Here is a 14,887-nt window from a genome sequence, read left to right as displayed (position 1 = left end):
ATGATGGCAAAAAAGGGGAATGTTCTGCAACAACTTGGATCTTTAATCGGATTAGTGCTCATTATTGTAGTGATTACGGCATTAAATCCAGCATTTATTGAAATTCCAAATTTATTTAATATTTTGCGCCAAGTATCGATTAATGCACTCATTGCATTTGGAATGACCTTTGTTATTTTAACAGGGGGTATTGACTTATCAGTGGGTTCTATTTTAGCATTATCAAGTGCACTTGTTGCTGGAATGCTAGCAAGTGGTATGGATCCGTTTTTGGCAATGGCAGTTGGATTATTAGCAGGTCTTGCGATGGGGATTGTAAACGGTATCATTATTGCGAAAGGAAAAGTGGCACCATTTATTGCGACATTAGCAACAATGACAATTTTTCGTGGATTGACACTTGTTTATATGGACGGACGTCCGATCACTGGTCTTGGTGATCATGTCATGTTCCAAATGTTTGGTCGTGGTTATTTCCTTGGTATCCCAGTACCAGCTGTAACGATGATGATTGCTTTTGCAGTTCTATATTTTATTTTAAAGAAAACAACATTTGGCCGTCGTACATTTGCTATTGGTGGAAATGAAGAGGCAGCGGCATTGTCAGGCATTCATGTTACAAGAATCAAAGTCATGATTTATGGTCTATCTGGTGTTTTGGCAGCGCTTGCAGGTATTGTATTAACATCTCGTTTAGATTCTGCACAGCCAACTGCTGGTTCTTCTTATGAATTAGATGCAATTGCTGCAGTTGTATTAGGTGGAACAAGTCTTTCTGGAGGAAGAGGTTGGATTGTTGGTACGTTTATTGGGGCACTAATCATTGGAGTGCTAAATAACGGGCTAAATTTATTAGGCGTGTCATCTTTCTTCCAACAAGTTGTAAAAGGGCTTGTTATCCTACTTGCTGTATTAATTGATCGTCGAAAAGAATCGTAATGGAGGGACAATTCATGAAAAAATGGTTACTTGTACTTGTTGCACTCATTATGGTCGTTACTACTGGTTGCTCGATGGAACCACCAGAATGGGCAAAGGATTCTAGTGATAAAGGTCGAAATAAAACTATTAAAGTTGGTCTTTCTGTTTCTACCTTAAATAATCCATTTTTTGTTACATTGAAAAAAGGAGCAGAAAAGAAAGCGAAAGATATTGGGATTGAATTGATTGCAGTTGATGCACAAAATGATGCAGCTAAGCAAACGAACGATGTCGAAGACTTGGTTCAAAAAGGTGTTGATATAGTTGTTATTAACCCAACGGATTCAGACGCTGTTGCTTCAGCGGTAAGTGCAGCCAATGCAGCAAATATTCCTGTAATTACAGTAGACCGCGTTGCAAATTCAGGAAAAGTTGTCTCTCATATTGCTTCTGATAATGTTGCAGGAGGAAAATTAGCTGGAGATTATATTCGTGAACTCGTTGGTGAGGGAGCTACTGTGGCTGAATTAGAAGGAATTCCAGGATCATCTGCTGCACGCGAGAGAGGGAAAGGATTCCATAAAGTGGCAGACGCTGGATTAAACGTAGCAGCTAAGCAAACTGCTGATTTTGACCGTGCGAAAGGATTATCTGTTATGGAAAATATTTTGCAGGCTAATAGTGATGTGAAAGCAGTATTCGCTCATAATGACGAGATGGCATTAGGTGCGCTAGAAGCGTTAAAATCTGCAGGCAAAATGGATGTAGTTGTTGTTGGATTTGATGCAACAGATGATGCCGTGAAAGCGGTTAAAGAAGGACGTATGGCAGCAACCGTCGCACAAAAGCCGGAATTAATCGGAGAAAAGGCGATGGAAACAGCAAAACAAGTAAATCAAGGTAAAAAAGTGGAGAAATTCATTCCGATTGGACTGGATCTTGTTAAGAAAAAATAAAATATGAAAAATAAGGAAGGAAGAATTACAAATGAAATTCTTTATTGATACAGCAAATATTAATGAAATTAAAGAAGCAAATGAATTAGGTGTATTAGCAGGTGTAACAACAAATCCATCACTTGTAGCTAAAGAAGGCGTAGATTTCCATGAACGTATTCGTGAAATTTGCGGTGTTGTTGAAGGCCCGGTTAGTGCGGAAGTAATTAGCTTAGAAGCCGATAAAATGATTGAAGAAGGAAAAGAATTAGCAAAAATCGCACCAAACGTTGTTGTAAAAGTTCCGATGACAAAAGAAGGATTAAAAGCAGTAAAAGCATTCTCAGACTTAGGAATTCGTACAAACGTTACGCTAGTGTTCTCTGCCGTACAAGCATTACTTGCAGCACGCGCTGGTGCAACATATGTATCTCCATTTTTAGGTCGTCTAGATGATATTGGTCATAACGGTATGGATTTAATTCGTCAAGTAGCTGAGATTTTTGCAATTCACGGTATTGAAACAGAAATTATTGCAGCATCTGTACGTCATAGTGTACATGTAACGGAAGCCGCGTTAAATGGCGCACATATCGCAACAATTCCAGCAAATGTCATTGGTGCACTAGTAAAACATCCATTAACAGATCAAGGAATTGAGAAGTTCTTAGCAGATTGGGAGAAAACACAAGAGAAATAAATGATATAAAAATCCCCGTAAAGTGTTTTTATCATATGGTAAATTAATGTTTACTTTTATCAAATGATGCAAGGAAAAGAAATATTTCCAAGGAAATTGTCGAGATATAGCTAGAAGTTAGCGGACTTTTACTGGGAATATAGAAAGAATGATTCATGATTTCATTGCTGGAACACAGGTAGTGAAAGTAGAGGGGAAATAAAAAGACAATGCTGGCATTTAGCCTAGCATTGTCTTTTTGACTTTTCCTCTTACATAAATCATTCCGGCAAATGTTAATAAAAATGCAGTTCCAATTATAAAGCTGACACTCGGTGATGCCCCGATTGCTCCGATTGTAAAAGAACCAGCGACTACTCCTAACGAAAAGAAAGCGTAAAATAATCCAAATGCTTTTCCTCGGTTGTTTTCGGTTGTATTTTCAACAAGCAGAGCATTAATCGATGGGAAAAGGATTGCGAATCCGACTCCATAAATCATCATGACGATGAAAATCATTCCTTTTGTTGTAAATAAACCGAGCAGGGACAATGATAATGCCATGACGGTGATACCGATTAACATCATTTTTGAACGATTAAAGCGATCAAATATGCGATTGGTCGGCAATAAGAAGAAGAGGATGGCAGTAATCCCGAATATACTCATCATCATGCCTGTTGTAGATGATTTGAGTGCGAGTGCTTCCACTTTCATTGGCAGCATATATGTGACAATTCCTTGTGAGAACATCAGTGTAAATGCTCCAATATATGCTTGTAGTAATGGTTCGGACTTTAATAAAGCCATCATATCTTCTTTTGTCATCATTTGAGTGCGTGATGTATCTGTTCTTGTTATATGACTTGGCAATAAAAATAAGGATACAATTGTCCCAATCATCATGAGAATAGAAATAGTGATAAAGACCCATTGAATCCCTGCAGTTGCTTTCATAATACCGCTAAAGGCAGGTCCAACGATCGCTGCTGTTCCGACAGCCGCCCCAGATAATGCCATTGCTTTTCCTTGTTTTGTAGATTTTGTTTGTTTGGACAGGAAAGTAAAGGCAGCAGGGATTAAGAAGCCATCACTAAATCCATGCAGGAAACGCACGACAAGCAATTGTTCACCATTTTGAACGATAGTATATAGTAAAACTATGAAACTTGTAATCCCCATGCTCGTATAAAGTACTTTCTTTGCACCAAATTTATCAACAGATATGCCAGCAATAATGTTACCAATCATATTAGCAAATGAATACATACCTACGACAAGCCCAATTATAAGCGGAGTTCCTCCAAGACTTTGTGCGTAAGTACTCATAATCGGTAATTGTGAAAATGTATCTAAAAACGCGATGATAACAATAAAATAGATAAAATATTTCAAGCGATGTTCACCTCTCCTATGCTATTATGGCATAATGCGAATTTTAACTGCAATGAAATTGAATGAAATGTGGAAAAAAGTATAAAATGCCAAAATAATGTACAGTAGTTGTTAAAAATTTGTGAAATGTACATTGTTTTTAGGACATATGGATATCGATACTATAATCAATTCGTAAACTTCACCATATTAAGTATACATAGAGAAGGATGTATAAAATGAAAGCATTACTTTGGCACAATCAGCGTGATGTACGAGTAGAAGGAGTTCCAGAACTAACTGTACGAACAGAAACAGTGAAAATTCTTGTTTCACCTAAATAATATATAATTTCAACAAGAAAGGTAGTCTTTTTCTAGCAATAGAGGAAGGCTACTTTTTTAGGTTCTGGTGCAAAAACTTTAAAGCTCTTCCAAGTAATCTTCAAATCTTGGACATACTGATACTATTACTCTATAAAGGTGTGTGATCGGTATGAAAAAACAAAACCTATTCAAGTGAAAACATGATCAGCCTGATATTATTTTGTTAACGGTTAGATAGTACCTACGATACAGCCTCAGTTTTCGTGATTTGGTAGAAATGATAGAGGAGCGCGGCTTATGTATGACTCACACAACGATTATGCGTTGGGTTCATCAATATGGTTCTGAATTGGATAAACGAATCCGTTCTATACTAAGGTGAAAATGTCTTGACACAGCTACATCCATTCTTTCTGAAGTAGAAGCTATGCATATGATGAAAAAAGAACAGATTGATTTACAGATCAGCCTGTCCAAAATCAGAAAGAATTCATCCATCAATTGTTTGAATTTGTAGCATCGTAACTCAATTATATTATGATTGGCTTTTTTATGTTTCTGAAAGTAAATTTTTTATTATTAGCTTACTTTCAAATCCCCTTAAATATTGACTTCTTACCAAATCTCCTGATATCCTCACTTTATACAACAAAAGTATACATTCAAAACACTATAAATAAAGAGGTCAAAAATCTATTAATAAAAAACCACAGTAATACATACAATTTACTGTGGCTTTCTCATATTCCAATTAAAATAAAAAATTTATGTAATACTTTTAAAACAAGTATTATAAGACGATATCTTGATAACCAACTTCAACTACTTCTTCATCTTCAATCTTTACTGCGAGACCATGTTCTATCTCTCAAGTACAATCAAATAATAAACGAATTTTTCTAAATATAGTAATAACAAAAAGATAAATATATCTAGTGTTAAAAAAATATATAATATTATTTTTATTTTTTTAGACTTACCATTTCTAATCATATATACAATAAATAAAATTGTAGATGATTGAAATAAAATGCTGAAAAATAAAAATGTAGTAGAAAACACTATATTATCTGGTGTAAATCCAGTATTTTTAATAAGCAGAAGACTAATTATATTAAGAATAAAGGTTCTGTTGCAAAGATTTCTAAACCGAGATAACCTGTAATTGCTATTCTATGTTTCTAACTAACATTTTTGCACCAGCATCCATTTACATCCTATTTTTGTTTTGAAAAAGTGATATCTTTTTTAATATTGTAAGAAAGATATCACTTTTCCTTTTGTTGATGATACCTCAAATAGAATTTACATTAGTGAAATAGTTATTTTATTTAATAGAAACTAAAGATGATTCGATTATATATCGTTCTGGAGCATCGCCAATGTAGTTAAACGGGTAACATGTTGTCAAAGTTAGTATGGGTTCCCCTTTTTGTACAATTACAGTACGATCTTCAGAATCTGTTATCCAATGTTTGTTAATTTTGTAAGTATAAGACTTATTTTCGTACTCTATAATAAGATGATCATTTTTTTTTAATTGACCAAGTTCAGTAAATACAGTATCTCTATGACCACTTAAAACAGTGTGACCATTTCCAGAGGGAGTGGTCGTTACATCACTTATGAACATTCCTACTCCCTTTTTTAAGACTTTATCATCAGTGCCCCAGTATACGGAATATTTCTTTTTAATGTTAGGAATAATTAAATATGCTATTTTTTCACCTAACTGATGATTTACTTGAGATGATGGAATTTGTACAGGTGTTTCTTGATCTATTGAAGGTTGGGTAATTATTGAACTTGTTTTTTCTTTTGATGTACTAGTTGTATATTGTTCTATTTCATTAGTAGTTAAAGATTGTGCTGATTTTCTAGATACATACCATTCTATAAAACAATAAGAGAAGAGAGAGAGCCCAACTACAAACAAACATAATCCTAACCATTGTTTTTTAGTCATTTTCATCACTCCACTTGAAAACGACAGGATTTCTCCTGTCGTTCTAAGGACTTATTTTATGCATTTGTTTTTTTACGACGGAACATTAATACAGAACCCGCTAATGCTAAACCTAAACTTGCTAACATCATTGTAACATTATTTGATGCTGTATTTGGTAATTTTTCACCTTGTTTTTTACTATCTTTTTTTGCATCTGTATTGGTATTAGTATTTTGTTTAGTTTCTTTTTTTGTTGCTTGTTTTTGAGTATTTGTTTGTTCTTGTTTAGTAGATTCTTCTTTTTTAGATGTCTCTTTTTTCTCTGTTGTAGCATTTGTGCTTGCTGGATATTTGTAATCTTCACAAGGAATACCATCTTTATCTCTATCTAGGCGGTGTGGATCATTACCAACTCCATATCCATTTTGATTCCAAAATTCTTGCGCTTCTTGTTGACTTTTAAAATGTCCGCAATTTTTTGTATCATTAGGGCTTTTTGCTGCAAAAGCAGGTGAATTAAACCCTATTGTTAAGAGTACAAATGCAGATGCTGAAGCTAATAGTTTTTTCATAATTTTCTCCCTTTCTACAAATGGTATGTATTTACATTGAAATATTTTACATGTAAACCCCAAGAAAAACAACAAATTTTGTTGTTAAATGGAATGTTTTAGGTTGATAAAATGTAAATTAATAGATTTTTTGTCTGAAAAATTAAAAATAACAAATCGTTGCTTGTTGGTTTCTAAACCATTATTAATTTAATTTTTGGTAATTTATTTTGGAGATGATTTTGATATGTAAATTTAGATGTTCTGGTGCAAAGATAAGAGAAAAGAAAATATAGCATATATATTTCTAGCAGAATGGTATGTTATGCTGTTAATCCAAATATTTGATGAATGAATTCTTTTTGATTTTGAACAGACTGATCCCGTAAATCAATCTGTTCTTTTTTCATCATATGCATGGCTTCTACTCCTGCAAGAATGGATATAGCTGTACGAAAAGACTTGAATCCTAACATAGAACGTATACGTTTCTTAATAAAACGATGATCTTGTTCCACAATGTTATTCAAATATTTGAGTTGTCTTGTTTGGATGTCTACGGGCATCTTTTTTTCTTTCTTCAATTTTTCCATAGCGATTGAATAAGCTGGATTTTTATCAAATGTAATCACACGAGGTTTGGAAACATGAAGAGACCGCAAAGCTTTCTTGAAGAATCGCTTTGCAGCCTTATGATTTCTAGCTTTACTCAGATAAAAGTCAATCGTATTTCCTTCAGAATCAACGGCACGATATAAATACATCCATTGTCCCTTTACCTTTACATACGTTTCATCCACTTTCCATGAATTATTCGTTTGTTTGAGATGACGTCGGATTTTCTTGTCAAATTCCGGTCCATATTGATGGATCCAACGCATAATGGTAGTATGAGCCAAGGATAATCCTCGTTCCTCCATCATTTCTACTAAATCACGAAAACTTAAGTTGTACTGTAGGTACCAACGTACAGTTAGCAAAATAATATCTGACTGATAATGCTTCCATTTGAACAAATTTTCCTTTTGTAGAGTAATAGTATCAGTATGTCCAAGTTTAGGAAATTACTTGCAAGAACTTTAGAATTTTTGCACCAGAACCCAATTTTGGGAGCTTGGATTTTAAATGTTATTTCATCGGTTTCGTAAATTTGAAAAAGAATATAAAATATACTTGGTTTATATTTATCAGTCATTTAGGTCTCATTCCTTTGACATGGAGACTTTTCTTTTAAATTTTTATGACAGTACTAAAAATAGACATACCAAATAAGGTTCTGGTGCCCCCTTTTTTTACAATCTTTTATTCATTTCTTTGCAGTAGATTCATAATTTTCGATTACAATGTAAGGGTATTTAAGTTGTGTGCAGAGATATTGGAAAGTGATAGAAGAGATAGCATGAAATATTTTCGTGCCATTAAAATGATTTCTAATAAGGTAGCGATACTTAAAAAACAAAAATCATGAGTATTAAAAAGTTTATAAGAATAATGAAATAGCTTTTTTGCTCTCTTTTTCATTTTTCATGTAATGCTAATGTGAAGTGAAAATCTGCTAAAACTAGAATGGTAAAAAATATTGACTGGAACAAAACATGACACTCTACTGTCCCTTTATAGATCTTTTGGTAATTATTTTTATCTAATGTTATACATGAATGTTACTTAAAAGTTAATTGTATAGGTAATTATTTTAATTTTCAATAAAATTGATTATGAAAATTTACATATTTTGATTTAATGATAGTATTTCCATAAAAGGTGAGATATTCTAGTCATAGGTTAACCGGATAAAATCATAGGATCCCAACGATATGTTTTTTATTACTTAATTATAAATGGAGGATTTGTTATATGAAAAAGAAAGTACTTGCTTTAGCAGCGGCAATTACATTAGTAGCACCAATGCAAACCGTAGCATTTGCACATGAAAATGACGGGGCATATAGAGTTGGAAAACTTCAGGGCTGGTCTGCTGAAGCTCGACATAAAGAGGGAGTAAATTCTCATTTATGGATTGTCAATCGCGCAATGGATATCATGTCTCGTAATACAACAATTGTAAAACAAGAGCAATTGGCATTATTAAATGAATGGCGTACAGATTTAGAGAATGGTATTTATTCTGCTGATTATGAAAATCCTTATTATGATAATAGTACATTTACTTCTCATTTCTATGATCCAGATAGTGGGAAAACGTATATCTCATTTGCTAAGCAAGCAAAAGAAACGGGCGCAAAATATTTCAAACTTGCTGGTGAATCTTATCAAAATAAAGATATGAAACAAGCATTCTTCTATTTAGGTTTATCTCTTCATTATTTAGGAGATGTGAATCAACCAATGCATGCAGCAAATTTTACGAATCTTTCTTATCCACAAGGCTTTCATTCTAAATATGAAAATTTTGTAGATACAATAAAAGATAACTATAAAGTAACGGATGGAAATGGATATTGGAATTGGAAAGGAAGAAATCCAGAAGATTGGATTCATGCGGCGGCAGTAGTAGCAAAACAAGATTTCCCTGGCATTGTAAATGATAATACAAAAGATTGGTTTGTGAGAGCAACTATATCACAGGAATATGCAGACAAATGGCGTGCTGAGGTTACACCGATGACAGGTAAGCGTTTAATGGATGCACAACGTGTTACAGCTGGATATATTCAACTTTGGTTTGACACATATGTAAACCGTTAAAAGTAATTTGAGAAGGCCAAATATGTTGTATTTGGTCTTTTCGAATGGAATAAATGGAGGTAGTAAATGATGAAAAGTAAGTTGTTAAAAGGTATTCTTAGCTTTGGAATTGGTTTGACAGCTTTATATAGTTCTTCTGCACAGGCTGAAACATCTAATAATAGCAATACATTCAAAATAATGACACATAATGTATATATGCTATCAACAAATTTGTATCCAAATTGGGGACAAAAGGAGCGAGCAGACTTAATTGGAGAGGCGAATTATATAAAAAATCAGGATGTTGTTATATTAAATGAAGTATTTGATAATAAAGCTTCAGAAAGTCTATTGCAAAATCTAGGGAAAGAGTACCCAAACCAAACAGCGATATTAGGTCGCGGTAATGGAGATAAGTGGGATCAAACGTTAGGTAATTATTCTTCTGTAGCCCCTGAAGATGGAGGAGTTGCAATCGTAAGTAAGTGGCCAATTGTGGAAAAGGTACAATATGTATTTCAGAAAGGATGCGGGCCAGACAATCTATCTAATAAAGGATTTGTCTATACAAAAATTAAAAAAGATGATCGTTTTATTCATGTAATTGGAACGCATCTACAAGCAGAAGATAATCAGTGTGGAAACATTTCACCATCATCGGTGCGCACAAACCAATTAAAAGAAATTCAAGAGTTTATTCAAAAGAAAAATATTCCAAGTGATGAGTATGTAGTCATTGGTGGAGATATGAATGTGAATAAAATAAACAGTAATCATACGTCAGAATATGAATCTATGTTTAAAACATTACATGCAAGTGTACCAACATATACAGGACATACTGCAACTTGGAATGCAACAACAAATAGTATTGCAAAATACAACTTCCCAGAGGCACCAGCGGAATATTTAGACTACATCATTACAAGTAAAGATCATGCGACTCCAACATATTTAGAGAATAAAGTATTACAGCCGAAATCTCCTGAATGGTCTGTTACTTCATGGTTTAAAACATATACATATGATGATTATTCAGATCATTATCCAGTAGAGGCAACAATCATTATGAAATAAGTGAAAAAAGTTTCTTCTTTGTGGAAGAAACTTTTTTATTTGGTTTGGTGACAGGAAAATAGAAGTTTCTCTCCAATATGTATAAGACAAATAGAGAAGAGGGAGCGAACAATATGGAAAGAGAGATATTCCAGAAGGTTGCCTTACCATGTTCGTTTTTTAAGGCATGAAATATGCAGCTTACTTTGGTGCAGTAGAACAAATCTTTCAAAAGTATGAAGGACGTCCACATTGGAGGAAAATGCATACAATGACATATGAACCATTACGAGCTATGTATCCGAAGCTCCATTCATTTTTACAGGTGAGGCAGTTGTTAGATGAAACAGGCATTTTTTTAAATCCATATAGAAAAAGTATTCTCTATTAAGAAAACAAGATGATGCACGTTTTTATCATTTCAGGCTTAAGCCTATTAGGAATCGCCACTAGGAAGCTGGAACGCGCCTATCGATTTCGATTGATAAGCAAATAGAAGCCCCCACTTTTAAGCGAGCCGTAGATGGGGGAGTTTACTCCATGTGTATAACATTAGATTTTGAAGAAAGGATATAGTGTTGAAACTGTTGTTTCCATGTTGCTAAGTTTGTTTTCTTTTTATGCGAAATCCATTCGTGATAATCTTCTTGTGTTTTCCACAATATACGAATCATATACTCATTCCCATGCTCTGTACGTTGTATATGATTGAACTCGATGTTAATAAATCCATAAGTACCGGAGAGTGGGTAATAATTTTGAAGCGATTGAATCACTTCGGTTTCATAGCCAAATTTAATATGAATAAGTTTCGTAATAATAAACATAGGCACACCTCTTTATATAAATGATAAAAATATAATGAAAGGAATGAATAAACAATGATATAAATATTATACTATTCTGAAAATTAAAAGTAAACAAAAGGAAAAAACATATAAGGTGATAGAAGGGAGTTAATTTGGAATAGAAAAAGGCTATTCTGTTAAATAGAACAGCCTTTTCAATAAGGGTTAATTATGGTAAAAACTCTTCTATCTATAAAAAGAGAATAGTGAGGACACCGACAATTACACAGTAAAAGGAGAAATATTTCAAGTTTCCTTTAGCCATAATATTCATAAACCATTTTAAAGAAATATATGTCATGATGAACGTTGCGATGAATGCTACAAGGTAAGGGAGAAATAATGTATTTAAATTAGGATCTTTTGCAATATCTGTAACACTTAGTAATAAACCTCCTAAACTAACCGGAATATATAGTAGGAATGAAAAACGTAACGCTGTTTCTTGTTTCATGCCAAGTAGCATTGCTGCAACAATTGTAGCACCCGAGCGGCTAATACCAGGAACTAGCGCACAAGCTTGAGCCAGCCCAACAATAATCGCATCTTTCATTGCAAGATCTCCATCATTTTTACGTCCGCGTAAATTGCGAATAATCCAAAGACCAATGGCTGTAATAATGAGTGAAATTCCAACCATTTTGACTCCTTTTAGGTAATATTCAATATGATCTTTAAATAACACACCAATTACGCCTGCAGGAATTGTGGCAATGATGAGGTAAATAATAAAGAAAAAATCTGATTTTGCCTCTGCTTTTTTTGTGAATAAATAAGAGAAACCATTTTTTGTTAGTCTGATTAAATCATTTCTATAAATGAGCAATACTGCTAATAATGAAGCTGCATTAACAAGTAGCTCAAAACTAAATCCTTCTATTTTTAAACCCAATAAGTGTTGTGCTAGTACAAGATGCCCACTTGAAGAGATTGGGATTGGTTCCGTTAACCCTTGAAATAAACCAAGGAATAAATACTTTAAAATATAATACAATTGTTCCATAACATCCTCCTTATAATGAATAGTTGAAATAGACAACTTTTCTTATTATAGCAAAATAGTGCCAGTAGATTGAAAGAAAAATAAAATTCATTCTTGAATAATAATACAAAGCTCCTACCAAAAGATAGGAGCTTTGTATTATTATTTTGTTGTTGCAATTTCTTGTATGCTTTTTGATAATTGTGCATCAACTTTTTGTGCATCATCGATATGCTTCATAATCGTCGTATTTAATTTTTCGAACATTTGTTGAGTAGTAGCAAATTCACGTAAAACCTCGTCATTGCAAAGCTTTTGATTTTCAATAGCTTGAATAACATTTGTAGCACCTGTTTGTAATGTTTGGATCATCGTTAAAATAGTTTCAATTCTAGCGTTTGTATCAGCGCTCATTTCTACGCCTTCATCGACTAAATGAAGATTATCTTTCGTATTTTCATATGCTTTCTCAATTTCTTCTTGAATTTTTTTCGTTAAGTTCCCTATGTTTTTTGTGCTTTCAGCTGTACTTTCAGCTAATTTACGTACTTCATTTGCAACGACTGCAAACCCTTTTCCGTGTTCACCAGCACGAGCAGCTTCAATGCTAGCGTTTAATGCTAATAAATTTGTTTGAGCAGCGATATTTTGAATCACTTCAACAATTTGTTCAATTTCTTTAGAACGTTCACTTAAATGATTCATACTATCAGACGTTCGTTGCGATTGTTCACCTAATTTGTTAATTACAATTAACAAACGATGAACAGATTCTTTTCCTTCATTAGAACATACGACAATCTTTTCAATAGATTGAATGAGGTCTTGTTCTTTTTGTAACATTTCACTATTTAATTCATTTGAATTTGTTGTACTTGTAGAAACACTTTTGAAACTTGCATTTAATTGTTGAATTAAGTCTTGGAGTGTATGATGTTGGCTATTCACATGCTCATGTTCTTTAACAACATTTTGTACACGCTTATGAATAGAGGAAATGATTTCTTGTTGTTCGATTTCCTTTTGTTGTAATTGAGTTTCTAATTCATGTATGCGATTCTCTAATTGGCTAATTTTTGTTTGCAATGATTTTGTTTGAGTAAACATAGTATTCGCTCCAACCGCCTTTGATTTTTATTTTCTCTATATTTGGATTTTAGCATTTTTCGCACGTTATAAATATAGTTAATTGTTAAATATTTAAGAATGTATTACATTATTTTATAATCCGTCCTCTTTTGTCATGAAAAATAAAATGTATTTAATGAGTTTGTAAACAAACTGTAAAATAAATCATGTATAACTGTATGAGAAGGGAGTCGGATTATGAACTATTTTAAGCGAATCAGTAGCCTTGTATTAGCAGGAATTATTGGCCTTTCTAGTACAGTCGCTGTAAAAGCTGAGTCAAACGACGAGAAATTAAACAACATGCAACAGCAATTGCAGCAGAATAATGATGATATTCAGAAAAAAGAACAAGAGAAGCAAGCTGTTACGAAAGAAATTCAAAGCATTGAGAATGAACTACATACTTTAAATAATACAATTACAAAAAACAAAGAGGATCAAGCTGCTATTCAGCGTAAAATTGATGAAACGCATAAGCAGATTGAACAAAAAAAGAAAGAAATTATCGTTTTAGAAGATAAGGTGCTTGCTCGCAAAGATATTATGAAAAAGCGTATGATTTCTGTACAAAACAGTTCTAATACAAGTTTAGTAGTGGAAGTTGTTGTAGAATCAAAAAACTTTGCTGATTTCTTACAACGTATGACTGCTGTGTCTACAATTTTAGATGCAGATAAAGAAATTTTACGATTACAAGAACAAGATCTTCGTCAAATTGAAGAAGATAAAAAGACAATTGATGAAAAAGAAGCATCTTTAACTGTAGATAAACAAAAGTTAGCGCAAGCGCAAGCTGAACTGCAAGAAAACTTGAAAAAACGTCAAGAAAATTTACAAAATGTACAAGCAAAATATAATCAAATCGCAAGTCAAATCAATTTAGTTGAACAAGAAAAAGCGAAAATTGAAGCAAATATGAAAGCTGTACAAGAAACGATTGCTCGTGAACAAGAAGCAGCGCGATTAGCAGCAGAAGAGCGTGCGAAAGCAGAGGCAGCTGCCAAGGCTGAACAAGAAGCTTTAGAGAAGGCGAAAGCAGAAATAGCTGCTAAACAAAAACAGGAACAATCTGCACCTGTAGCAAACAACAATACTTCAAAACCAGAACCGAAACCAACTCCAAAACCTGCTTCAAATGGGAGAGAGATTTATGTAGAAGCTACAGCTTATACAGCAGACCCTTTAGAAAATGGTTATAAGGCAGGAGAACATGTTAAGTCAGCAATGGGACATGATTTAACTGGAAATCCAAACTTAAAATTAATTGCAGTAGACCCAAGAGTCATTCCGTTAGGGTCTACTGTGAAGGTTGATGGGTATGGAATTGCAATTGCTGGAGATACTGGTGGAGCTATTAAAGGGCATCGAATTGATGTACTAATGCCAAATAAAGCAGCATCTAGTGCTTGGGGCAGAAGAACTGTTAAAGTTACAATTTTAAACTAAAA

Annotated in this window: 12 protein-coding genes and 4 pseudogenes; 8 read left to right on the top strand and 8 right to left on the bottom strand. The window is 33.4% G+C overall.

The window, feature by feature from the left end; genetic code table 11:
• Positions 1–3 precede the first annotated feature (3 nt).
• Genes MR063_RS14580 through fsa form a run of 3 tightly spaced genes read left to right on the top strand, consistent with a single transcriptional unit; the run spans position 4 to position 2,556 of the window.
• Positions 4–939 (top strand): ABC transporter permease subunit, encoded by a 936-nt coding sequence (locus MR063_RS14580; RefSeq protein WP_242199020.1) that lies wholly within the window; start codon positions 4–6, stop codon positions 937–939.
• Between the two features lie 14 nt (positions 940–953).
• The gene (gene rbsB / locus MR063_RS14575; protein ID WP_242198886.1) at positions 954–1,877 is read left to right on the top strand and encodes a ribose ABC transporter substrate-binding protein RbsB; all 924 of its coding nucleotides are present in this window, start codon (positions 954–956) and stop codon (positions 1,875–1,877) included.
• A gap of 31 nt (positions 1,878–1,908) precedes the next feature.
• Positions 1,909–2,556, top strand: a complete 648-nt coding sequence (gene fsa, locus MR063_RS14570) for a fructose-6-phosphate aldolase (RefSeq protein WP_242198884.1) — start codon at positions 1,909–1,911, stop codon at positions 2,554–2,556.
• Positions 2,557–2,775: 219 nt separating this feature from the next.
• On the opposite strand, the gene MR063_RS14565 is transcribed toward fsa, so the two are convergent.
• Positions 2,776–3,930, bottom strand: a complete 1,155-nt coding sequence (locus MR063_RS14565; RefSeq protein WP_242198882.1) for an MFS transporter — start codon at positions 3,928–3,930, stop codon at positions 2,776–2,778.
• A 519-nt stretch (positions 3,931–4,449) separates the two neighbouring features.
• On the opposite strand from MR063_RS14565, the pseudogene MR063_RS14560 reads away from it, so the two are divergent.
• Positions 4,450–4,760: pseudogene (locus MR063_RS14560) on the top strand (hypothetical protein).
• Between the two features lie 265 nt (positions 4,761–5,025).
• Here the strand turns inward: MR063_RS14560 and MR063_RS22195 are convergent.
• The 4 genes and pseudogenes from MR063_RS22195 to MR063_RS14545 all read right to left on the bottom strand — a co-directional run.
• Positions 5,026–5,136 (bottom strand): annotated as a pseudogene (locus tag MR063_RS22195) (DUF6985 domain-containing protein); the annotation flags it as partial.
• Positions 5,137–5,562: 426 nt separating this feature from the next.
• The gene (locus MR063_RS14555) at positions 5,563–6,201 is read right to left on the bottom strand and encodes a class D sortase (protein ID WP_242198880.1); all 639 of its coding nucleotides are present in this window, start codon (positions 6,199–6,201) and stop codon (positions 5,563–5,565) included.
• A 56-nt stretch (positions 6,202–6,257) separates the two neighbouring features.
• Entirely contained in the window at positions 6,258–6,755 is a 498-nt protein-coding gene (locus MR063_RS14550; protein ID WP_242198878.1) for an excalibur calcium-binding domain-containing protein, read from the bottom strand.
• Positions 6,756–7,057: 302 nt separating this feature from the next.
• Positions 7,058–7,771, bottom strand: coding sequence for an IS6 family transposase (locus MR063_RS14545; protein WP_242199016.1), 714 nt, complete (start codon positions 7,769–7,771; stop codon positions 7,058–7,060).
• A gap of 817 nt (positions 7,772–8,588) precedes the next feature.
• Here MR063_RS14545 and cerA point away from each other — a divergent pair.
• The 3 genes and pseudogenes from cerA to MR063_RS14530 form a co-directional block, all read left to right on the top strand.
• The gene (gene cerA / locus MR063_RS14540; protein ID WP_242198875.1) at positions 8,589–9,440 is read left to right on the top strand and encodes a phospholipase CerA; all 852 of its coding nucleotides are present in this window, start codon (positions 8,589–8,591) and stop codon (positions 9,438–9,440) included.
• A gap of 69 nt (positions 9,441–9,509) precedes the next feature.
• Positions 9,510–10,499 (top strand): sphingomyelin phosphodiesterase, encoded by a 990-nt coding sequence (gene sph / locus MR063_RS14535; protein ID WP_242198873.1) that lies wholly within the window; start codon positions 9,510–9,512, stop codon positions 10,497–10,499.
• A 163-nt stretch (positions 10,500–10,662) separates the two neighbouring features.
• Positions 10,663–10,882, top strand: a pseudogene (locus tag MR063_RS14530) (D-arabinono-1,4-lactone oxidase); the annotation flags it as partial.
• Positions 10,883–11,011: 129 nt separating this feature from the next.
• On the opposite strand, the gene MR063_RS14525 reads toward MR063_RS14530, so the two are convergent.
• The 3 genes and pseudogenes from MR063_RS14525 to MR063_RS22190 form a co-directional block, all read right to left on the bottom strand.
• Entirely contained in the window at positions 11,012–11,305 is a 294-nt protein-coding gene (locus MR063_RS14525) for an antibiotic biosynthesis monooxygenase family protein (protein ID WP_242198871.1), read from the bottom strand.
• A gap of 211 nt (positions 11,306–11,516) precedes the next feature.
• Entirely contained in the window at positions 11,517–12,329 is an 813-nt protein-coding gene (locus MR063_RS14520) for an undecaprenyl-diphosphate phosphatase (RefSeq protein ID WP_242198869.1), read from the bottom strand.
• 141 nt (positions 12,330–12,470) lie between these two features.
• Positions 12,471–12,974 (bottom strand): annotated as a pseudogene (locus MR063_RS22190) (methyl-accepting chemotaxis protein); the annotation flags it as partial.
• 660 nt (positions 12,975–13,634) lie between these two features.
• Between MR063_RS22190 and MR063_RS14510 the strand changes: the two are divergent.
• Positions 13,635–14,885, top strand: coding sequence for a 3D domain-containing protein (locus MR063_RS14510; RefSeq protein ID WP_242198865.1), 1,251 nt, complete (start codon positions 13,635–13,637; stop codon positions 14,883–14,885).
• The last annotated feature ends 2 nt before the right edge of the window (positions 14,886–14,887 follow it).

Source organism: Bacillus cereus group sp. BfR-BA-01492 (assembly GCF_022662815.1).
GTDB classification, from domain to species: domain Bacteria; phylum Bacillota; class Bacilli; order Bacillales; family Bacillaceae_G; genus Bacillus_A; species Bacillus_A cereus_BD.
Note: the sequence above shows the minus strand (reverse complement) of the source record. Positions and strands in the feature narration are given on the sequence as shown.

Coding starts and splice junctions, on each gene's coding strand:
- sph (WP_242198873.1), top strand. CDS start 9,510: ATGAAAAGTAAGTTGTTAAAAGGTATTCTTAGCTTTGGAATTGGTTTG.
- MR063_RS14525 (WP_242198871.1), bottom strand. CDS start 11,305: ATGTTTATTATTACGAAACTTATTCATATTAAATTTGGCTATGAAACC.
- MR063_RS14580 (WP_242199020.1), top strand. CDS start 4: ATGGCAAAAAAGGGGAATGTTCTGCAACAACTTGGATCTTTAATCGGA.
- MR063_RS14555 (WP_242198880.1), bottom strand. CDS start 6,201: ATGACTAAAAAACAATGGTTAGGATTATGTTTGTTTGTAGTTGGGCTC.
- MR063_RS14550 (WP_242198878.1), bottom strand. CDS start 6,755: ATGAAAAAACTATTAGCTTCAGCATCTGCATTTGTACTCTTAACAATA.
- cerA (WP_242198875.1), top strand. CDS start 8,589: ATGAAAAAGAAAGTACTTGCTTTAGCAGCGGCAATTACATTAGTAGCA.
- MR063_RS14520 (WP_242198869.1), bottom strand. CDS start 12,329: ATGGAACAATTGTATTATATTTTAAAGTATTTATTCCTTGGTTTATTT.
- fsa (WP_242198884.1), top strand. CDS start 1,909: ATGAAATTCTTTATTGATACAGCAAATATTAATGAAATTAAAGAAGCA.
- MR063_RS14510 (WP_242198865.1), top strand. CDS start 13,635: ATGAACTATTTTAAGCGAATCAGTAGCCTTGTATTAGCAGGAATTATT.
- rbsB (WP_242198886.1), top strand. CDS start 954: ATGAAAAAATGGTTACTTGTACTTGTTGCACTCATTATGGTCGTTACT.